The sequence below is a fragment of the Duganella sacchari genome (assembly GCF_900143065.1).
GTDB classification, from domain to species: Bacteria; Pseudomonadota; Gammaproteobacteria; order Burkholderiales; family Burkholderiaceae_D; genus Rugamonas; species Rugamonas sacchari.
Genome location: NZ_FRCX01000008.1, coordinates 204,548 through 224,085, shown reverse-complemented (window position 1 = coordinate 224,085; position 19,538 = coordinate 204,548). Strand labels below are relative to the sequence as shown.

17 protein-coding genes are annotated in these 19,538 nt (G+C 62.5%); 6 read left to right on the top strand and 11 right to left on the bottom strand.

What is annotated here, in order from left to right:
• Window position 1 precedes the first annotated feature (1 nt).
• From BUA36_RS19515 to BUA36_RS19500, 4 genes are all read right to left on the bottom strand, one after another.
• On the bottom strand, window positions 2–397 hold the full coding sequence (locus tag BUA36_RS19515; protein WP_072786987.1) for a c-type cytochrome: 396 nt from the start codon (window positions 395–397) through the stop codon (window positions 2–4).
• Window positions 394–2,001 (bottom strand): flavin monoamine oxidase family protein, encoded by a 1,608-nt coding sequence (locus BUA36_RS19510; RefSeq protein ID WP_072786986.1) that lies wholly within the window; start codon window positions 1,999–2,001, stop codon window positions 394–396. Before BUA36_RS19510 ends, BUA36_RS19515 begins: the two co-directional genes overlap by 4 nt.
• 249 nt (window positions 2,002–2,250) lie before the next feature.
• On the bottom strand, window positions 2,251–4,005 hold the full coding sequence (locus BUA36_RS19505) for a TnsB C-terminal domain-containing protein (protein ID WP_084560245.1): 1,755 nt from the start codon (window positions 4,003–4,005) through the stop codon (window positions 2,251–2,253).
• Window positions 4,006–4,375: 370 nt separating this feature from the next.
• The gene (locus tag BUA36_RS19500; RefSeq protein WP_072786985.1) at window positions 4,376–6,583 is read right to left on the bottom strand and encodes a DEAD/DEAH box helicase; all 2,208 of its coding nucleotides are present in this window, start codon (window positions 6,581–6,583) and stop codon (window positions 4,376–4,378) included.
• Window positions 6,584–6,749: 166 nt separating this feature from the next.
• Here BUA36_RS19500 and BUA36_RS19495 point away from each other — a divergent pair, with 166 nt between their 5' ends.
• Entirely contained in the window at window positions 6,750–7,733 is a 984-nt protein-coding gene (locus BUA36_RS19495; RefSeq protein ID WP_072786984.1) for an alpha/beta fold hydrolase, read from the top strand.
• Between the two features lie 111 nt (window positions 7,734–7,844).
• On the opposite strand, the gene BUA36_RS19490 is transcribed toward BUA36_RS19495, so the two are convergent.
• The 4 genes from BUA36_RS19490 to BUA36_RS19480 form a co-directional block, all read right to left on the bottom strand.
• Window positions 7,845–8,093 carry a hypothetical protein gene (locus BUA36_RS19490; protein WP_072786983.1) on the bottom strand — a complete coding sequence of 83 codons (249 nt, stop codon included), beginning with the start codon at window positions 8,091–8,093 and terminating at the stop codon, window positions 7,845–7,847.
• A gap of 50 nt (window positions 8,094–8,143) precedes the next feature.
• Window positions 8,144–8,413 carry a hypothetical protein gene (locus BUA36_RS19485; protein ID WP_072786982.1) on the bottom strand — a complete coding sequence of 90 codons (270 nt, stop codon included), beginning with the start codon at window positions 8,411–8,413 and terminating at the stop codon, window positions 8,144–8,146.
• 131 nt (window positions 8,414–8,544) lie between these two features.
• Window positions 8,545–8,709: a hypothetical protein gene (locus BUA36_RS30785; RefSeq protein ID WP_167544315.1), complete on the bottom strand. Its 165-nt coding sequence runs from the start codon at window positions 8,707–8,709 to the stop codon at window positions 8,545–8,547.
• A gap of 42 nt (window positions 8,710–8,751) precedes the next feature.
• Complete coding sequence (locus BUA36_RS19480; protein ID WP_072786981.1) at window positions 8,752–9,555, bottom strand: SDR family oxidoreductase; 804 nt, start codon at window positions 9,553–9,555, stop codon at window positions 8,752–8,754.
• Between the two features lie 65 nt (window positions 9,556–9,620).
• On the opposite strand from BUA36_RS19480, the gene BUA36_RS19475 reads away from it, so the two are divergent.
• From BUA36_RS19475 to BUA36_RS19465, 3 genes are all read left to right on the top strand, one after another.
• Window positions 9,621–11,228: a M28 family peptidase gene (locus tag BUA36_RS19475; protein WP_072786980.1), complete on the top strand. Its 1,608-nt coding sequence runs from the start codon at window positions 9,621–9,623 to the stop codon at window positions 11,226–11,228.
• 91 nt (window positions 11,229–11,319) lie between these two features.
• Entirely contained in the window at window positions 11,320–14,457 is a 3,138-nt protein-coding gene (locus tag BUA36_RS19470) for a DUF6701 domain-containing protein (protein WP_072786979.1), read from the top strand.
• A gap of 68 nt (window positions 14,458–14,525) precedes the next feature.
• On the top strand, window positions 14,526–15,227 hold the full coding sequence (locus BUA36_RS19465) for a dienelactone hydrolase family protein (protein ID WP_072786978.1): 702 nt from the start codon (window positions 14,526–14,528) through the stop codon (window positions 15,225–15,227).
• Here BUA36_RS19465 and BUA36_RS19460 read toward each other — a convergent pair.
• A complete protein-coding gene (locus tag BUA36_RS19460) occupies window positions 15,224–15,712 on the bottom strand; it encodes a hypothetical protein (RefSeq protein ID WP_072786977.1) in 489 nt (162 codons plus the stop codon). The two genes, BUA36_RS19465 and BUA36_RS19460, sit on opposite strands and share 4 nt — an antisense overlap.
• 117 nt (window positions 15,713–15,829) lie before the next feature.
• Here BUA36_RS19460 and BUA36_RS19455 point away from each other — a divergent pair, with 117 nt between their 5' ends.
• Window positions 15,830–16,273, top strand: coding sequence for a thioesterase family protein (locus tag BUA36_RS19455; protein WP_072786976.1), 444 nt, complete (start codon window positions 15,830–15,832; stop codon window positions 16,271–16,273).
• A gap of 4 nt (window positions 16,274–16,277) precedes the next feature.
• Here BUA36_RS19455 and BUA36_RS19450 read toward each other — a convergent pair whose 3' ends face one another.
• Window positions 16,278–16,769: a DUF3016 domain-containing protein gene (locus BUA36_RS19450; RefSeq protein ID WP_072786975.1), complete on the bottom strand. Its 492-nt coding sequence runs from the start codon at window positions 16,767–16,769 to the stop codon at window positions 16,278–16,280.
• A gap of 245 nt (window positions 16,770–17,014) precedes the next feature.
• Between BUA36_RS19450 and BUA36_RS19445 the strand changes: the two genes are divergently transcribed.
• Window positions 17,015–18,937 carry a PhoX family protein gene (locus BUA36_RS19445; RefSeq protein WP_072786974.1) on the top strand — a complete coding sequence of 641 codons (1,923 nt, stop codon included), beginning with the start codon at window positions 17,015–17,017 and terminating at the stop codon, window positions 18,935–18,937.
• A gap of 79 nt (window positions 18,938–19,016) precedes the next feature.
• On the opposite strand, the gene BUA36_RS30020 is transcribed toward BUA36_RS19445, so the two are convergent.
• Window positions 19,017–19,535, bottom strand: coding sequence for an FxDxF family PEP-CTERM protein (locus tag BUA36_RS30020; RefSeq protein WP_084560244.1), 519 nt, complete (start codon window positions 19,533–19,535; stop codon window positions 19,017–19,019).
• Between the last annotated feature and the right edge of the window lie 3 nt (window positions 19,536–19,538).

Below are 19,538 nucleotides of genomic sequence, written 5' to 3'. Positions count from 1 at the left end.
TTCAGTGTTTGTTGGACATCAGGGAATTGCCGAACGGGTCCACGCCCAGCGTGGTGCGCAGCGAGCCGACATCCGACTCCGTGAGGCCGTCCGCCTTGTTGCCCCAGTTGGAGCGCACAAAGGTCAGCACGGTGGCGATATCGCGGTCGCTCAGCGAATCGCTGAAGTCCGGCATGCCGCCACGGCCTTTCAGCAGCACGGCCGCGACGTCGGTGCTTTTCCCTTGCACGAATTTGCTGCCCGCCAGTGCCGGGAAGGCGCCCGGTATGCCCTTGCCGCTTGACTGGTGGCAGGCCGCGCAGTTCTTGAGGAACAGCGCCTTGCCATCCACCTCCTGCGCCTGTGCCGACGACAGCAGCATCGCCGCCGCCATGGCCATCATCGATACGAGTTTCATGCGCCGGCCCTTTCATGGATCCTGGCGATCTGCTGCCACGCCGATTCAATCGCCCCGGCCTGCCAGCCGGTCAGATAGCTCAGATGCTCGCCGGCCAGCAGGATGCGGCCCTCGCCTTCCAGCAGCACCGGATATGCCGCAGCGCGCGTCTTGTCGGTCCATTCGGCCCAGCCGCCCAGGTTGTACTGCACGCGGTGCCAGGCCACCGAGAACGCCGTCTCAAAGTTCTCGGTGTACTGCGGGAAGATCTTCTGTCCCGCCGCCAGCGCAAACTCGGCACGCTCTTTCAGCGATAGCGCACTGGTCTCGATGGCCGCCGTCTGGTACTGGTAGTAACCAAGCAGCACGCCCTTGTTTTTCTGGAAGCCATATGAAGGCACCGAGATGGTGTTGATGCCTTTCAGGTCGGTCATGATGTGGCCACCGTAGATATGGTCATCCTCTTCCCAGAAGCGGCGCTTCATCTGCAGGCCGATTTTGCCCACTGGCGCATACGCCACCGAGGCGACCGCCTGCTTGAATTTGTCCGAGAAATCGGTATCGATCTGGCGCAGCACCGACAGCGGCATCGCGCACAGGCAGTAGTCGGCGCTGATGGCGCTGACCTTGTTGCTGCCGGTATCCTTGTAAGTCACCGTCACGCCCTTGTCGTTCTGGCGTATGGTCTGTACCTCCGCCTTGTAGCGGATGTTCTTGCCTACGCGTTTTTCAAATGCCTTGGCAATCGCGTCCATGCCGCCCACGGGCTGGAACATGGTGTTCTGCATCGGGAAGTCCTGCACCGCGCTGTAGACGTGGCCCAGCTTCGACGCCAGCAAATCCTTGAAGCCAAGCGGATCGGATGGCGTGCCCGCTCCCGGCGACAGGCCCGCACCTGGATTCACCGCGTAGCCACGGCCACTGCGGCCCTTGTATTGCAGCTCGCCCGGTGTCAGCGCGCCTTCATGCGCCAGATAGTCCAGCAGCAGGCGCTGGTCATCTTCCGTCAGCGCCTGGTCCAGCTGATGGTTCTTGACCGACTTGGCCAGCAGCTCCGACACATGGCCGCGCATATCGGCCTTGACCTCTTTCACGCGCAGGCGCTTGCCGGCAAACGGTCCCGCGTTTTCCGAGTAGACGTACGCATGGTCGTTATCGTTGACCATGACTTCCAGCGGCACTTCAAACAGCTTGGTGTAGTGCAGCGTCGATTGATGGTGCAGCGGGATACGCCATGGACCATGATTGATGTAGTGGCCCTCGTCAAACGCGCAGGTCTGTTTTTCGCCACCCAGCTCCGTCAGGCTGAAACCCTTGCGCGCGGTCTGGCAGCGGCCACCGGCAAACGCACGCGCTTCCAGTATCTGCACCTTGTAGCCCAGCTTTTCCAGCTCATAGGCCGCCGTCATGCCGGCCAGGCCAGCACCCAATATCAGCACCTTCTTGCCTTTGCCGCTGCCGCTCAGCGCCGGTGGCGCCGACGCCGTCGAGGCGATACCCATGCCCCAGGCATTCATGGTATTCAACAGCAAGCCGGTGCCGCCCACGGCGGCGGCCCGGTACAGAAAATCCCTCCTCGTTAATGCGCTAAACGATTTAAACGGTTTTACTGTTTTACTATCCATCTGCTTCCTCACCATTCTGCTGAAAGATCCTTGGGCGACTTGCTAACCCATAGCTCCTCTTTAGCAAACGGCGTGCCACAGCATGGTCAAAAAATAAACCTGTTTCGCCGCAGCGCGCTGCGTGCGGCCAGACCGCAAACAAGGTTGGATAAGCGAACAGACTTTATTCGCAGGCACGTGACAAGGCACGGCAACGCGCCGCACCTTAACGATGCAGCGCGCAGCGTGATGCACAGCGTTGGAAAGGATTCAGTTGACGAAGCTGGCGACGCCCTGCGTAGTAGTACGCAATGGCGCCGCCATCGGATGGCAGGCGTGGAACTGCATGGGAGAAGACGGGTCGAGAAAATAGACCGTCTCCATATCTTCGGGATCGTAAGCGAGCTTGATATGCCAGGCGCCGCGCAGGCGCGCACGTTCGAACCAGCGCTCGCTGATGGCGCGCGCGCACGTGTACTGCCGGTTGAACAGCGCAATGCCATCGCTGGTCACGCTGGCCTGCGCCACCGGCATCAGGCTACAGCGGATCAGATGCTCAGGATAGATCTTTAATCCGCCCGCGCGGTGTTCGCGGCCCCAGTCCCACAACTGGCGCGGCGTCGCCTTGCCCGCATGCGCCAGCGGCTGACGGTTGTTGTAGTACAGGATGCAGTCGATGATGATGCGCGTGAACTGCTCCACATGCATGACGCCATCAAGCCGGCATGGCGCGCCTTGTGCGTCCGGCGCCAGCAGACGGAAACGCTTTTCAAGCACCGGGCGCCAGTCATCGGGCCCGTCGTCGGATGCCACGCAGCGCAGATTGAAATTGTTCAGCAGCGGATCGCCGTTCCAGCCCGATGTCAGCGCCGGCCTGACATGCAGCGTGTCCGGCAGATGGCGGCACGGCCACTGCTCCGCCTCGATGTGGCGGCCATACTGCTGGCTGTAGCGCTGCTTGTCAGCGCCGCAGTTGGCCAGCGCCAGCATGGCCTGCGGCCACTGCGCCGCGCCAAAGCCCACATACAGGCCGCACACCAGCCGGCTGAAGATATCCGTGACCACATACAGCAAAGGACGTCCCGCAAGCTGCTGGCGGTCCGCACGCGACACCAGCTGCACGTCGGCGCGCACCACGTCCAGATAAAAGCCGGCGCCGGGCCGTCCCGCCGGCAACCGGCACGCGTCCAGCGGCGGCAACTGCACCTGCGGCAGCGGTGCTGGCGACGCTGTCATTCCGGCCGGACGGCGCGCCACTTCCGGCGGCCGGTCGTCGTCGTGATCGAGCCAGTAGTTGAACTGGCCGAAGGTAGGAATCGCGCTGACCGGGCCGGACGTCAGCACGCGCCCCGTCTCCGCATCGATGCGGCGCTCGACAAAGAAGTCGGCCAGCATCTGCTGGTAAGCGCCCAACCGCGAAAACCTGGCATTGGCAGCCGCATAGCAGGCCGTGGCGACGCGAAAGGTGCGGCGTATCTCCTCGTCCGCATTCAGGCCGGCGCCTTCCTCTGCGGCGTTCTTGCGCGGCCGGCCGCGCTTGACGTCGGCCGACGACTGGCGCACCTTGCCGCGTCCACCGGAGTTGCCGTAGTCCGGCAGCAGCGCATTGGGCGTCTGCCCGCGCTGCCAGTAGCGGCGCAGATAGCGGTAAATGGTGGGATGCGAGACGCCATGCGCCGCCGTCGCCAGCGACACCATCTGGCCGCGCTGGCGCGCTTCGAAGATCTGCGGTTCCTGCGCCACCAGCGGCGCGATGATCTGCCACGCGCGGGCGCGCAACTGCAGATGCTTGGGCGGCAGCAGCTCCTGGCTCACCACCATCAGATAAGGATCGGCCGCCAGCACGCTGGCGTGGCCGGCCTGGATATCGGCCAGCAGCACCGGCAGCGGCACCAGCTCCACCTCCGCCGATACCGCCGCCACGTCAAACACATAGGCGTGGCCCTGCCCGGGAGCGATCCACAGGACGCGAACGGTGCGCGGCGACGGATGCGTGTAGTGCAGCAGGTCGTTCCGCAACAGCATTAGCGCTCCCGGGATGAGAGCGTAGCGACCTTGAATGGTCGCGTATCAACATAAATCGAATGCAGCGCAACAGGATGTCTCTCGCGCAGCATCTGCGGCTTGAGCGCATCAACAAAGGCCGTCCACAGCTTCCTGAATGAAGTCATTGCCCTGCTCCCACGCTTAACGTCTCCAGGTCGAGGCGCTCATGCCGCCGCCGTTTATCACAATGTACTGACACCGATGCAATAAGCGGGCCAGCTACCTTCTACTATGACAACAGTGCTGGGAGGTCAGTATTTCAGACACGTTAAGCTTTGTTTTGGTGCAATGCAGCACCGCACGTGTGCAGAGGCAGGAATGAAAACGGGGCCTTGCGGCCCCGTGGTGTTTAGTACTTCTTCGACTTCGGCTTGGCGCCCGGCGCCGGTTTCTTCGGCGGCGTGTGCTTGCCCGATTCCGGCGGCATGCGGTCAGCCTGGCTGATCTTCAGCTGCGCACCGCCGACCCAGACCTTGCCCAGGTTGCGGAACATGTCTTCCGGCATACCGTCCGGCAGTTCCAGCATGGTGTGGTTATCGAAGATCTCGATGCGGCCGATGTACTTGGCTTCCAGGCCGGTTTCGTTGGCGATGGCGCCGACGATGTTGGCTGGCGTGATTTCGTTGGCACGGCCCACTTCAACGCGGAAAGCCGTCATCGGCACGGAGACTTTGTTTGGCTTGTCTTTTTTCTTCTTGGCCGGCGCTTCTTCCACATCTTCCGCAGCGGCGCGCACCGTCTTGTCCAGCGGCGAACCGGCTGGCTTGGCGGGGCGGGCCGGCACTGGCTTGGCAGCGCGGGCTGGCGCGGAGGCTGGCGCCGGCGCCGGCGCACCTTCGCCATCCACGCTGATGCGCAGTGCCTGGCCGGCGACACGGATACCGCCCATCAGCTCCAGCGCTTCGCGGCTCAGCGTGTCCGGCATATCCAGCACGGTGAAGTCGTCAAAGATCTCGATGCGGCCAATGTTCTTGGAGTCGATGCCACCTTCGTTGGCAATCGCACCAACGATGTTGCCCGGCTTGACGCCATGCTGGTAGCCCACTTCGATGCGGTAGGTGCGCATGCCTGGCTCGGACTCGCGCGGGATGCGTTCCTTCTTGCCGAAACGCTCGCTGCGGTCAGGACGGTCACCACGGTCGCCGCGGTCAAAGCGGTCGCCGCGTTCCGGACGGTCGAACGATGCGCTGGCGCGCGCCGGACGCTCTTCCCACTGGGTCTGCTGTTTTTTATCCAGCAGCAGCGGCACGTCGCCACGCGCCAGCTTGGCCAGCGCGGCGGCGATTTCCAGCGCAGGCACATTGTGTTCCTGCTCGAAGGCCTCGATCAGCGACTGGAACTGTTCCAGGCCGCCTTCTGCCAGCGTGTCGGTAATCTGCTGCTTGAACTTGGCGATACGCACATCGTTGACCGCCTGGATAGTCGGCAGTTCCAGCTGGCCGATCGGCTGGCGCGTAGCGCGTTCGATCATCTTCAGCAGGCCTTTTTCACGTGGCGTGATGAACAGGATCGCCTCGCCGCTACGGCCGGCGCGGCCGGTACGGCCGATACGGTGGGTGTAGCTTTCCGGATCGTGCGGCACGTCGTAGTTGACCACGTGCGAGATGCGCTCCACGTCCAGGCCACGGGCGGCAACGTCGGTCGCCACCAGGATGTCGATTTTGCCGTCCTTGAGCATCTGCACGGTGCGCTCGCGCTGCGCCTGCTGGATGTCGCCGTTGATGGCGGCGGCCGAGAAGCCACGCGCCTGCAGCTTCTGCGCGAGTTCCTCGGTACCCAGCTTGGTGCGCGAGAAAACGATCATGCCGTCGAAGTTCTCGGCTTCCAGGATGCGGGTCAGCGCGTCGAGCTTGTGCATGCCGGACACCAGCCAGTAGCGCTGGCGGATGTTTTCATTGGTGCCGGTCTTGGCCGCCACCGTGATTTCCTTCGGATTGCGCAGATAGGTATTGGCAATGCGGCGGATCGCCGATGGCATGGTGGCCGAGAACAGCGTGGTCTGGCGCGACTCCGGCGTCTCTTGCAGGATGCGTTCGACGTCGTCGATAAAGCCCATGCGCAGCATTTCGTCGGCTTCGTCCAGCACCAGCGTCTTCAGCTTGGACAGGTCCAGCGAACCCTTGTCCAGGTGGTCGATCACGCGGCCTGGGGTGCCGACCACGACATGCACGCCGCGGCGCAGCGCCGACAGCTGCGGGCCGTAGCTCTGGCCACCGTAGATCGGCAGCACGTGAAAGCCAGGGATATGGGCGGCGTAGGTCTGGAACGCCTCGGCGACCTGGATCGCCAGTTCGCGCGTCGGCGCCAGCACCAGCGCCTGCGGCGTGGTCTGTTTGATATCGATGCGCGCCAGGATCGGCAGCGCAAAGGCAGCGGTTTTACCGGTACCGGTCTGGGCCTGGCCCAGCACGTCCTGGTTATTCAGCAGCAGGGGGATGGTCGCGGCCTGGATAGGCGATGGCGACTCGTAGCCGACGTCATTGAGCGCTTTAAGCAGCGGCGCGCCAAGATCGAGGTCGGAAAAAAGGGCAATTGGGGATACTGGGGATGCAGACATGGCGTCACTCACAAAATTGTTCGAATCGCCTAATTGCGAAAGAAATTGTCGCGTAGTTTACTCTGTCTGGGCCGAACAGGCGGTTTTTTACATGATTTCACGCTGAAATGCAGGCTTTTTGCGGGCAGCCTATAGTGAAGACTTTGTCGTTTCCGGAGCACATCCCATGCGTATCCTCCTCGCCGCCGCCCTCTTCGCCGGCACCGCGTCCGCCGCCACATATGGCCCACAGCTGGAAGGTTTCACCTATCCGCATCCAGTCCACAAGTACAGTTTCGCCTCGCAGGGCCTGAACCTGCAGATGGCCTACATGGACATCGCGCCGACCGGAGCGGCCAATGGCAAGACTGCGCTTCTCCTGCACGGCAAGAACTTCTGCGGCGCGACGTGGGAACAAACCATCACCGACTTGACCAGGGCCGGCTACCGCGTCGTGGCGCCGGACCAGATCGGGTTCTGCGCTTCGTCCAAGCCGGAGCACTACCAGTACAGCTTCCAGCAGCTGGCAGCCAATACGGACGGACTGCTGAAAAACCTCGGCATCAAACAAGCCATCGTGATCGGCCATTCCACCGGCGGCATGCTGGGCACACGCTATGCGCTGATGTACCCGGAGGCCGTTTCGCGCCTGGTGCTGGTCAATCCGATCGGACTGGAAGACTGGAAAGCGCTGGGCGTGCCCGCTCCCAGCGTCGATCAATGGTATGCGCGCGAACTGAAACTGTCGGCCGACAGCGTGCGCGCCTACGAACGCGCTACCTACTACAGCGGCAACTGGAAGCCCGAGTACGAAAAATGGGTGGACATGCTGGCCGGCCTGAACGCCGGTCCGGGCCACAAACTGGTGGCGTGGAATTCCGCGCTGATCTACGACATGATCTTCACACAGCCGGTGGTCTACGAATTCGCGCTGCTCAAGGTGCCCACTACGCTGCTGATCGGCACCGCCGACACCACCGCCATCGGCAAGGATGTTGCGCCGCCGGACGTCAAGGCGAAGCTGGGCCATTACGATGTGCTGGGCAAGGAGACGGCGAACAGGATACCGCAGGCGCGGCTTGTGGAGTTCAAGGGCTTGGGACATACGCCACAGATGGAAGACCCGGTGGTCTTCCATCGCACCCTTCTGGAGGAACTGCAGAGGAATTGAATCGTTGAATCGGTTAACGTAACGCAGAGAAGACGGAGGTGGAATCCGTCTTCTCTCTTGCACCGCCCAGGCCCGAAGGGTCCGGGGCGGTACGTCCGGCACTAGCTTAAATTACTTGCTGGCAGCTGGTGCTGAAGCGGCTGGCGCTGGGGTCGAAGCAGTTGCCGATGCCGAGGCGCTGGCGGCTTTCTCTTTCTTGTGATGCTTGCTGGCTTTCTTGGCAGCTGGTGCCGATGCTGCCGGAGCCGATGCTGCTGGCACCGAAGCGGCGGCGGATGCGGATGCCGAAGCGGCTGGAGCTTGAGCGAAAGCAGCGGAAGCGAACAGGCCGGCGATCAGGGTAGCGATAACTTTTTTCATGATTCAATCCTCGATTTGGCAAATTTAGTTTATACGGTTTATATCGTTAATTACTTGACTGCTGGTGCTGCGGCTACCGCTGGATTGGCGGCTGGTGCTGGTGCTGGTGCTGGTGCTGCTGCGGTGGCTGGTTTGGCTTCCGCAGTCTTGGATTCTTTAGCCTTGTTGTGATGGGCTTTGTGTTTGGCGGCTGGTTTCGCTGCGGTTTTTTCCGCTACGGCCGGTTTGGCTTCAGGTGCGGCTGCAGGGGTGGCAGGCGCTTGAGCGAATGCTGCGGTTGCGAACAGGCCGGCGATCAGAGTAGCGATTACTTTGGACATGATTAATTCCTTTTCGGAGTTTCGGCATCAGGACAATTCCTGTGTCGCATGAGCAAAAAACGCGATGGCCGATCACCCAGTTGACGGCCATTACAATTTCTTACAATCACTACCGATCAGGGCACAAGGTCTTAGTCTTCCTTCTTTTTACGCACCGTATCGGACTGCTCCTGTGCCGGCCTGGTGGCCGGTGGCGGCGCCACTGGCAGCGGGATCCCCAGCAGTACCATGACCAGAAATACCGGCAGCAGCAGGTAGAATAAAGGTCGTCGCCAGTTGAGTTTGAATTTCCACATGGCTGGCATATGGCGCTGGACCTGGCTTTGTCAATAAGACAATCAAGGTTTTACCTCGTCCTTGAGCGCTGCCAGCGCCATCTTCTCCACCAGCCCCGGGGCGATGAGTTTCATCCAGCGACCCAGCTTGCCTTTGGCCGACATCACCACCTCGCGGCGGCGCGACGCCATGCCCTCGACAATGAGTGCGGCACACTGCTCCACGGGCATCGCCTTGTCTTCTTTGAGGCTGCTGCTGCCCAACTGGGCACCGGCCGCATTGAAGCCGCGATGGCGTATCTGCGTTGCCACCACGCCTGGATAGGCCGTGGTCACGCTGACACCGTATGGCTTCATCTCAATCCGCAGCGCTTCAAAGAAACCACCCATGGCAAACTTGGTGGCGCTGTAGGCGGTGCGCCCTGGCACGCCCACCAGGCCCGCCAGCGACGACACCGCCACAATGCTGCCGCGCGACTGCTTCAGGTAAGGCAGCGCCGCATGCGTGCACCAGACGCTGCCCCACAGATTAATCCGCATCAGCTCCTCGTACCATGCAAGGTTCTCCACCTCCGAGAACAGCGCATGTGCCGAACGGCCGGCGTTGTTTATCAGTCCATCGATGCGGCCAAAGCGCGCCACGCAAGCGTCGATCAGCGCCACGCACTGCGCCTGCACCGACACATCGGTCGGCACCACCAGCGTCTGCGCACCGGATGCGGCACACTGCGCCGCCACCTGCTCCAGCATTGCCGCGTTGCGCGCCGCCAGCACCAGCGCCACGCCATTGCCATGCTGGCGCGCCAGCTGACGCGCGATTTCTGCGCCAATGCCATCCGAAGCGCCGGTGAGAATGATGGTCTGCATAGGTCTCCTTTAGTTTGTGATTTACAGTAAGATTACCGCCTTCTGCACCACACTATGGAGTAAACATGCGTCTTCCAGTTATCGCCCTGGCTGCCGGCCTCGCCCTGCAAGCTCACGCCCAGCAACCTGTTGTCGCCGAAGCACCATTACGCGCGCACCTGTCGCTGCTGGCCGATGATTTGTTCGAAGGCCGCGGCACGGGCCAGCGCGGCGGCGACCTCACCGTGCGCTACCTGGAAACGCAAGCGGCCGTGCTGGGCCTGAAACCGCTGGCTGATGGCAGCTACCGCCAGCTGGTCAAGGCTGAAGGCAGCAAGCTGCTGCCGGGCAGCTTCGCGCGCTTCACCACAGCGGGCGGCAAGACGCTGTCGCCCGCCACCGGCAACGACATCCTGATCGGCACCATGGGCGGCAAGGAGCACGTCAACATCGACGCGCCGGTGGTGTTTGTCGGCTACGGCGCGGTCGCCCCGGAAGAAAAATGGGACGACTACAAGGGCATGGACCTGAAGGGCAAGGTGCTGGTCATGATGGTCAACGATCCGCAGCCCACCGCCGAAGAACCCAACCGCTTTGCCGGCAAGGCCTACACCTACTATGGCCGCTGGATGTACAAGTATGAAGAGGCGGTACGCCAGGGCGCGGCCGGCGTGCTGCTGATCCACACCACGCCATCGGCCTCGTATGACTGGAGCGTGCCCGCCACCAGCTTTGCGCACGAGCGCTTCCACCTGGCCGGCAGCGGCAATCCGCTGGAAGGCTGGCTGCAGGAAGACACGGCGCGCGCCCTGTTTGCCGCCAGTGGCTTTGATCTTGACCAGCTGCGCGCCGCCGCCGAGCGCCGCGACTTCCGTCCGGTCGACCTCAAGCTGACCATGCACGCGGAAGTCAACAGCAAGATCCGCCAGATCGAGCAGTACAACGTGGTCGGCATCGTGCCCGGCACGGACGCCAGACTGAAAGCCGAAGCCGTGGTCTACTCGGCCCACTGGGACCACCTGGGCATCGACGAGAACAAACAGGGCGACAATATCTGGAACGGCGCCATCGACAATGCCTCCGGCGTCGCCGCGCTGCTGGCCATGGCGCAGGAAGCCGTCAAACATCCGGCCAGGCGCAGCCAGGTGTTCCTGTGGCCAGCCGGCGAGGAAACCGGCTTCCTCGGCAGCATCGCCTACATCCGCAACCCGGCCTGGCCATTGGACAAGACCACGGCCGACCTCAACCTGGACAGCATGAACTTCGTCGGCACAACCCGCGACATCGGCGTGGCCGGCGCCGAGCGCAGCAGCCTGTACGATGCGGCCGCCGTGGTGGCCAAAAAGATGGGCCTGAAACTGGCGCCGGCGATTCCCGACCTGTCGGGCGCCTACTTCCGCGCCGACCACTTCAGCTTTGCCAAGGCGGGCGTGCCGGCGTTTAATGTCGGCTCGGCCGTGTTCTCGGGCGATGGCTACTTTGACTTCGTCAAGGACCAGGACAAGTCGCGCGCACGCCTCATGGCGTTCAAACAAGACTACCACCAGCCCAGCGATGAATACCACGCCGACTGGGACCTGGCGGGCATGGTGCAGCAGGCGCAGTTCACGCTGAACCTGGGCTATGAAGTGGCCAACGCGCCGAAAATGCAAACCTGGAAGGCCGGCGACGCCTTCAGCAAAGTAAAACGTTAAAAAACTGCCACACGGAAACGGAGCGTAACCGCCTATAATTCAGGCAGTTCACCTTCCTAGAGGTCTCTCCGTGTGGCTTAATGTTTTAACCATGTTGCGGCGCGGTTGCGGCATTGCGGCTGCCATTGCAACCAGTCTGCTGCTGGCCGGCGCGGCGCAGGCAAGCACCTTCAACTTCAACGGCAGCAATGTAGTGCCGACCTGTCCACTGACGGGCACCACCTACAACTGCGCCGCGCTGCCCAACGCCAACGACACCGACGTCATCATCATCGCCGGCGGCTACACGGTGCAGGTGAGTTCGGCGGTCTCATTCAGCTACAACCAGAGCCTGCAGATGAGCGGCACCGCCACGCTGCAAACCACCGGCAGCGGCAACCTCAACATCGCCGACATGAACCCGTCCAATCTGGCGGTCAGCGGCGGCACCTTCACCGCCGGCGGCAATTTCAAGATCGGCAACCAGGCGCAGACCATCATCGCCAACGTCAACGCCGCCACCATGACCATCGGCAGCGGTTCCGCCACCAAAATCACCGGCACGCTGACCGCCAGCGGCCAGATCGACCTGGGCTCGCACGCCACCATCGTCGGCCCGATTTCCGCCTCTGCCGTGACCAGCAATTCACCGGTATCGCTGACCGGCGATGTCACCGCCACCAGCTCGTTCCAGCTGGCGTCCGGCAGCACGCTGAAAGGCAACCTGACCGCCGCCACCGCCACGCTCGATCCATCGTCCATCACCGTCACCGGCAACATCACGGCCAACAACTCGCTGACCATCGGCAGCGGCAACACGGTCAACGGCACGGTCAAGGGCGGCCAGCTGACCATGGCCTCGGCCAATGTCACCATCAACGGCGGCGTCACCATGACCGGCGACATCGACATCGGCTCGGGCGGCACCATCAATGGCGACGTGGTGGCGCGCAACGTCAACACCCACTCCAGCAATGCCTTCATCAAGGGCAATGCGGCGGTCAACTCCATCTACATCGACTGGAATAGCGGCGTCACCAAAACCATCACCTGCACCGGCCCCGGCGCGGCGCAGTGCAGTTGCGTCACCAAGGCCGATCCCAACTATCAGCCGACCTGCGGCGCCGCGCCGGCCGGCGCGCCGCACCACTTCCAGATCAACCACAGCGGTTCGGCCCTGACCTGCCAGCCGCAGACCGTGACGGTGACCGCCTGCGCCAATGCGGCCTGCACCGCGCCCAACTACACCAGCAACGTCAACGTCACCCTGCAACCGGGCGGCAAGACCTTCACCGTCAGCGGCGGCGTCAACAGCGCAGCCACCGTGCAGAGCGCCACTGCTGGCACATTCACGCTGTCGGCCGCGGCGAGCGGCGTCACCAATGCCACCACGTGCGTCAACAGCGGCAGCGGCGCCGCCTGCGATATGGTGTTCAGCGGCACCGGGCTGGTGGTCAGCGGCAGCAATCACGTGTCCATGGCTTCCGGCGCGCAAGTGACAATCCAGGCCCTGACCGCATCGCCGAGCAATCCGCAAAGCTGCGTGCCGCTGGTCGCCAACCAGGCCACCAATATCACCATGTCCTGCAGCTACAGCGATCCGGTGGCCAGCAAGGCGGCAGCGGTGCCGGTCAGGATCGGCAATACCAGCCTCAGTTGCAGCAATAACAGCACCGCCAGCATCCCGTTCACGTTTGATGCCAATGGCCTGGCCACCAACACGCTGCAATATGCGGAGGTGGGCCGGGTGACGCTGACGGCCAGCTATGCGACCAGCGCGCTGAGCGCGACCGGCAATGGCGACTTCATTGCCGCGCCAGCCAGGCTGCTGCTGACCGCCGTCAACGCGGCCAACACGGTGACCATCGGACCGCAGCCGCTGGCAGCGCCGCTGACAGGCATTTTCGCCCGGGCCAGCGAACCGTTCTCGCTCACTGTCACTGCAGTGAACAGTCTCGACAACCCCACCACCAACTTCGGCAAGGAAAATACCCCGTCGCTGGTTGTCATCAATCCGGTCATCAATCAGACCAGCGCAAATCCGGCCAGCACCAAAAGCTATACCCAGGGCGTGCTCAAGGCAACCTTCCCCGCCTTCAGCCAGGGCCGCAGCACCGCCAGCGCCAGCTTCAATGACGTCGGCTATCTCCAGCTGGTGCCCAGCCTGGGCAGTGCCGCCAACAACAGCACGAACAATTACTATCTCAGCACGCCACTGGCCAGCTTCCAGACCACCGGCCAGCAATACGTCAGCCGCTTCATTCCGGACCATTTCGATACGGCTCTGCTGACCACCACCGAGATCAACACTCTGGTGCAAAATCCGCAGATCGGCCTCACCATGAGCTGCATCTATAACAACCAGTCCTTGCCGGCCGGCGTCAATCCCTGCAGCGGCGGCGCCACCAGCTTCATCAACTCGAAGCAGTTCTTCTTCATGAAAGTGACGGCCTATAACGGCGACTCGCCGCCGACACCCACGCTCAACTACACGGGCGCACTGGCCAGTCCGGTGACCATCAGCGCCTGGAGCAGCAATGGCGGCACGGTGGCCGCCGACGGCGCCGTCGGCTGGAGCGCCGGCAACAGCGCGACCCGCTTCAACTTCAGCAACGGCGTCGGCAATCTGGCCAGTCCCGGCCCTGGCAGCCCCAACCTGCCGTCCTTTACCTTCACTTACGCCTACCCGGCCAAGGACGTGCCGCCCGCCACCATCTACCTGCGCGCAGCCGATACCGACAACGCCAGCTCGCAGCGCACCACGCCCGCCAACTCGGTGGAAGCGCCGCTGTCCGTGGTCAGCGGCCGCCTGCTGGTGTCAAACGCTTACGGTTCGCCCACCGCACCGCTGCCGGTCAGCGCCACCGCCCAGTACTTCATGCCCGGCGGCTATGTGTTCAATCCGCAGGTCACCACCAGCGGCAATGGCAATATCAGTAACGCGATCACCTTTACCAACTGCCAGAACGGCCTCGATACCAGCAGCAACAACAGCCACACCTGTCCATCCACGCTGACGCTGGCCGACAACAACGCCGCGCTGTTGCTGAATGGCGGCCGGGCCACGTTCCGCCTGGCGGCGCCGTCGCCTACGCTGACGCGCAATGGCTCGGTCGATGTGCGCCTGAATACGGTCGTCAATGGCAATACGGTCGAACTGATCCCTTATCTGCCCAGCAGCACGGGCCGCGAAACCTTTGGCATTTACCGCTCCGGACCGGTGGTCTACACGCGCGAGGTGTATAACTGAGCGGCGCTGCAAACCAGCGCAAAACGGAGTACGATGGCCGCTTTCTGACCTACCCACCAAGGAGCACCATGGAAACCAACGCACAGTGGATCGATGTTGAAACCAGCGACGGCAAGTTCGGCGCCTACCTGTCGCTGCCGCGCGGCGGCAAAGGCCCGGGCATCGTGCTGATCCAGGAAATCTTCGGCGTCAACCAGCACATCCGCAATGTGGCCGACCAGTATGCGGCCGACGGTTACGTAGTGCTGGCGCCGGACATGTTCTGGCGCCACGGCGCCCGCATCGAGCTGGGTTATGACGACGCCGGCTGGAAGCGCGCGGTGGAACTCATGAATGCCACCGACTTCGCCACCGCCCAGCAAGACATCGCCGCCACCATCAAGGTGCTGCGCGGACTGGACGCCGTGGGCAGCGCCAGGGTGGCCTCGCTCGGCTTCTGCTTCGGCGGCCGCCTGTCCTACCACACGGCCGCCAATGGCCTGGTGGATACGGCCGTGGCCTACTACGGCGGCGGCATCCAGAACGCGCTGGACCGCGCGCCGGAAATCAAGGTGCCGGTGCTGATGCATTTCGGTGCGGCCGACAGCCATATTCCAATGGACGCCGTAAAGAGCATCGCCGAGCGTTTTGAAGACAACGAGCAGGTCGAAATCCATGTCTACGACGGCGCCGAGCACGGCTTCAACTGCAACCACCGTTCGTCCTACAACCAGCGCGCTGCAGCCGAAGCCCACGGCAACACGCTGGTCTTCCTGAGCGAACAGCTCTAAGCCTGCGGCTGCGCCTTCAGGCGGCGCAGCTGCAAGGTCACGCCTACCAGCAACAGCAGGAACATGACGCCGGTGATCGCTTGCAGCGCCGGCGCCTCGGCGTTCGGCAACCATGGCGCGCCCAATGGCAAACGCGTGCTGGTTTCCGTCACGGCCGGCACCAGGTGGAAGAAAAACGTCAGCGAATAACTGATGGTCGATATCTGCACCGAACGGCGGCCAAACCGTCCCCGGTCCGCCAACCAGGCCAGCCCGAGCACCAGCAAGGTGATGATGCCCAGCATATGCGGCTTGCCAAAACCGCCGTGCTGGTAGATGCCGAAGCCGGTCACGCAGGTCAGCACCGTGGTCCAGACATAGACTTTGCCCAGCGCGCTGGCGGGATCAATGCGCTGGTCGCGTACGAAGCTGGCCAGCGCCGCGCCGACCGCAACCAGGCTGATCAGCGTATGCATGACGCCCAGGTAAGTCAGGCCATAAATCATGGCAGCTCCTTTCAGTGTGTGTAGGCCGATCGTACACACTATTGCTGCCGCGGTCTTACCACTAAAGAGCTATTGCCGACTGCGTTAAAATGGCGGCATCACACACAAGGAATGCGCATGGCCCGCCTGAAACTGGACTTCCCGGATGAGTTGTTTATTTTTTCCACGCAGCTCACGGTGCGCGTCACCGACATCAACGGCGCCAACCATCTGGGCAATGACTCGATGGTTTCCATGATCTCGGAAGCGCGGGCGCGCTTCCTGTTCGAGTATGGCGTGCAGGAGACGGGGCAGGATGGCACTGGCATCATCATCACCGACCTGGCCACCACCTACCGCGCCGAGGCGCATGCGCGCGACCAGCTGGTGTTCGAGGTCGGCGTGATGGACTTCAACCAGTACGGCGGCGACATCATCTTCCGCATCACGCGTCCGGGCGACGGCAAGCTGGTGGCCATGGCCAAGTATGGTTTTGTCTTCTTCAATTACAAGACCAGCCAGGTCACCCCGATGCCGCCGGAGTTCCTGGCCAAGTTCCCCAAGGCTAACCGCCTGGACTAGGCAATCAGCGCTTGGCGACCTTGGGCACGATGGATTTGTTGAACCAGTCGTCCAGCATCTGCTTCTCGTAGCGCAGCGGGTCGCTGTCGAAGTAGCCGCCCAGGCGGCCCTGATAGTTCATGTTCGACAGCTGTTCGTCGCCGCTGCGCAGCACCTGGCCATCCTGCTCCAGCGTGTACTTCAGGTGCATATGCGGCCAGTCGGCGCCGCCATTCATGATGCGGATATCGTCGCCGGCGCGGCGCGGATACAGGCGGCCGGCCAGGTCGATGTCCAGCACTTCGATCTTCAGCGACTGCCCGGCCGGCAGCTTCTTGTCCAGCGTCTTGAAGTAATCGCTAAAGTCCTTGAGCGTGCGCTCGCGGTCAATCGCGTTGCGCGGCATATCGGTGTAGTCGTCGGCCTTGACGTAGGTGACGGTTACTTGCGCCAGCGCGGCGCTCGAGGCCAGCAGCGCCACAGCGGCCACCAGCACGGTACGGGGATTCAGGCGCATGATGCGGCTCCTTCTTGAAGTCTATGCAAACAATATAGCCCTTTTCCCCACCCCACGCCCGGGTTGAAGCGATTTGTTACCAATCAACGGTTTGGTGTCGTTCTGTATCGCTTTGTATCGCAATGTCACAGTCCTGTCATACCAAATAGCTAATATTGCCGCCGTCGAAGCCCAGCCACTGCTTCGCATGATGCCCTCTGCCAGGCACATGGAACGGCCACAACTACAACAGGATTCCTTCTACCATGACCGAGCAACTCGATTCCTCCCGCCGTAGCCTTCTGAAATTCTTGTCCAGCGCCCCCTTGTTGCCACTGGCTGGCGGCAGCGCCACCGCGGCCCTGCTGTCCGCATGCGGCGGCGGCGACACGGCCGCCCCTACCGCCCAACTGATGTCCGTCAGCTTCTCGGGCATGGCGGCGCCGACCCTGGCCGACGCGCCAAAAATGGCGACCACCGCCGTGGCTTCGGCCATGCAGGCCCTGTACTCGGACGGCAAGACGGTCCCGTACAACCTGGCTTACCAGACCTTCTTCATCACCGGCGCGCAAGTGCCGAACGGCAGCGGCGGCACGATACTGGCCGGCGGCTACTACGACATCAACAACAAGCCGATCGTTGACAAGACCGACGCCAACTCGCGCCAGTTCTTCTCCGACTGCCCGGACGGCACCTCGCTGCTGAAGCTGGCGTCGACTACCGTCAGCGGCATCAAGGGCAACGCCGTGTTCGCCGTGGTGCAGTTTGAATACGCCACCCGCAACGTCAAGGGCGATTCCATGTACGGCATGCTGCCGTCGCCTATCGCCATCCTGACGCTGGACCAGGACAAAACCACCGGCGCACTGTCGCTGGTGAAATACCACAACGTCGATACCAGCCCGGCCAACGGCCTGTGGATCACCTGCGGCGCCAGCCGTTCGCCATGGAACACCCACCTGTCGAGCGAAGAGTACGAGCCGGACGCGACCACCATCGAGAAGAACACCCAGTTCGCCAATTTCAGCACCAACCTGTACGGCGACGCCACCAAGGCCAACCCTTACCATTACGGCCACCTGCCGGAAATCACCGTCAACGCCGACGGCACCGGTTCGTGCAAGAAGCACTACTGCCTGGGCCGCATCTCGCACGAGCTGGTGCAAGTGATGCCGGACGAACGCACCACGCTGATGGGCGATGACGCCACCAACGGCGGCCTGTTCATGTTCATCGCCGACAAGGCGCAGGACCTGTCGAGCGGCACCCTGTACGTCGCCAAATGGAACCAGAAGACCACCGACAACGGCGGCTCGGCGACGCTGACCTGGATCAAGCTGGGCAGCGCCACCAGTGCTGAAATCAAGGCCCTGGCCGACAAGCTCAAGGCAGCCGACATCATGGAAGTGAAGACCAGCGATCCGTCGGACGCCAGCTTCACCAAGATCCCGTTCAGCGGCACCTACAACTGGATCAAGATCAAGCCAGGCATGGAGAAGGCCGCAGCCTTCCTGGAAACCCACCGCTACGCAGCGCTGATGGGCGGCAGCATGGGCTTCACCAAAATGGAAGGCACCACCGTCAACGCCAAGGACAAGATCGCCTACTCGGCCATCGCCGCGATTGGCTCGGCCATGACCAACGGTTCGGGCGGCATCGCCATCAAAGGCCCGGCCGCTGGCGCCGTCTACGCGCTGAACATGAAGGGCGGCCAGAGCGACACCAAGGGCACGGCCATCAGCAGCGAATGGGTCCCGGTCGACATGGGCGCCGTACCGGCCCTGCTCAGCGAAGACCTGGCCACGCCTGATGCACTGGGCAACAAGGCCAACGCGGACAAGGTCGCCAACCCGGACAACATCAAGTTCTCCGAAAAACTGCGCACCCTGTTCATCGGCGAAGACAGCAGCACCCACGTCAACAACTTCCTGTGGGCCTACAACGTCGACACCAAGGCGCTGACCCGCATCATGTCGACGCCGTCGGGCGCTGAATCGACCGGCCTGCACGCGGTCGACGACATCAACGGCTTCGCCTACATCATGAGCAACTTCCAGCACCCTGGCGACTGGGAGTCGGTGCACAGCAAAGTGCAGGCCACGCTGGATCCGCTGATCCGCGCCAACTACCGCGACCGTTACGGCGCGGCAGTCGGCTACATCACCGGCTTCCCGGCACTGAGCTTCTAAGCCAGTCCTTTCCTGGTTGATTCTGCCCGCCAGAGCTGACGCTCCTGGCGGGCTTTTTTTATAACGCTGCGCGGATGGCTTAGGCCGACGGCTTAGCGGCTTTGCGGCGGCGGACGACGGCGCCCACCAGGGCCAGACCGCCCAGCAGCATGGCGTAGGTTTCCGGCTCGGGTACCGCCGTGGTGATGTTGATGGTGCCTGAATAGCTCGACGCCTCTCCATATTTTCCGAACACATGCAGCTTCAGCGGTCCCGTCAGGACCGTGGTCGGCAGCGTGGCCAGGTTGAACGTCGTGCCTTTGGATAAGTCGAACTTGTAGCCGTTCAGCGTCACTTCCTTGAACGTGATGTTTTCCGCGTTGTCGCTGAAGATATTGAGCAAACCGCCATTGACACGCAACTGCCCGCCCAACGCCGGTGCAAAGGTGTAATAGTCTTCAAAGAATGGTTCGCGGTCGGCGATGGCAAAGCTGTTGCCAAACTTGGCGGTCCATTTGGCTGGATTGCTTTGCGAGTGCACCAGATCGACGACGAAGGTGTCAGCTTTTGCGGCAACGCTGGCCAGCGCAAACAACGTAGTCAGGACTAACTTCTTCATGAA

Excerpts from the sequence above, each read along its gene's own strand:
- BUA36_RS19515 (WP_072786987.1), bottom strand. The coding sequence starts at position 397 with ATGAAACTCGTATCGATGATGGCCATGGCGGCGGCGATGCTGCTGTCG.
- BUA36_RS19510 (WP_072786986.1), bottom strand. The coding sequence starts at position 2,001 with ATGGATAGTAAAACAGTAAAACCGTTTAAATCGTTTAGCGCATTAACG.
- BUA36_RS19505 (WP_084560245.1), bottom strand. The coding sequence starts at position 4,005 with ATGCTGTTGCGGAACGACCTGCTGCACTACACGCATCCGTCGCCGCGC.
- BUA36_RS19500 (WP_072786985.1), bottom strand. The coding sequence starts at position 6,583 with ATGTCTGCATCCCCAGTATCCCCAATTGCCCTTTTTTCCGACCTCGAT.
- BUA36_RS19495 (WP_072786984.1), top strand. The coding sequence starts at position 6,750 with ATGCGTATCCTCCTCGCCGCCGCCCTCTTCGCCGGCACCGCGTCCGCC.
- BUA36_RS19490 (WP_072786983.1), bottom strand. The coding sequence starts at position 8,093 with ATGAAAAAAGTTATCGCTACCCTGATCGCCGGCCTGTTCGCTTCCGCT.
- BUA36_RS19485 (WP_072786982.1), bottom strand. The coding sequence starts at position 8,413 with ATGTCCAAAGTAATCGCTACTCTGATCGCCGGCCTGTTCGCAACCGCA.
- BUA36_RS30785 (WP_167544315.1), bottom strand. The coding sequence starts at position 8,709 with ATGTGGAAATTCAAACTCAACTGGCGACGACCTTTATTCTACCTGCTG.
- BUA36_RS19480 (WP_072786981.1), bottom strand. The coding sequence starts at position 9,555 with ATGCAGACCATCATTCTCACCGGCGCTTCGGATGGCATTGGCGCAGAA.
- BUA36_RS19475 (WP_072786980.1), top strand. The coding sequence starts at position 9,621 with ATGCGTCTTCCAGTTATCGCCCTGGCTGCCGGCCTCGCCCTGCAAGCT.
- BUA36_RS19470 (WP_072786979.1), top strand. The coding sequence starts at position 11,320 with ATGTTGCGGCGCGGTTGCGGCATTGCGGCTGCCATTGCAACCAGTCTG.
- BUA36_RS19465 (WP_072786978.1), top strand. The coding sequence starts at position 14,526 with ATGGAAACCAACGCACAGTGGATCGATGTTGAAACCAGCGACGGCAAG.
- BUA36_RS19460 (WP_072786977.1), bottom strand. The coding sequence starts at position 15,712 with ATGATTTATGGCCTGACTTACCTGGGCGTCATGCATACGCTGATCAGC.
- BUA36_RS19455 (WP_072786976.1), top strand. The coding sequence starts at position 15,830 with ATGGCCCGCCTGAAACTGGACTTCCCGGATGAGTTGTTTATTTTTTCC.
- BUA36_RS19450 (WP_072786975.1), bottom strand. The coding sequence starts at position 16,769 with ATGCGCCTGAATCCCCGTACCGTGCTGGTGGCCGCTGTGGCGCTGCTG.
- BUA36_RS19445 (WP_072786974.1), top strand. The coding sequence starts at position 17,015 with ATGACCGAGCAACTCGATTCCTCCCGCCGTAGCCTTCTGAAATTCTTG.
- BUA36_RS30020 (WP_084560244.1), bottom strand. The coding sequence starts at position 19,535 with ATGAAGAAGTTAGTCCTGACTACGTTGTTTGCGCTGGCCAGCGTTGCC.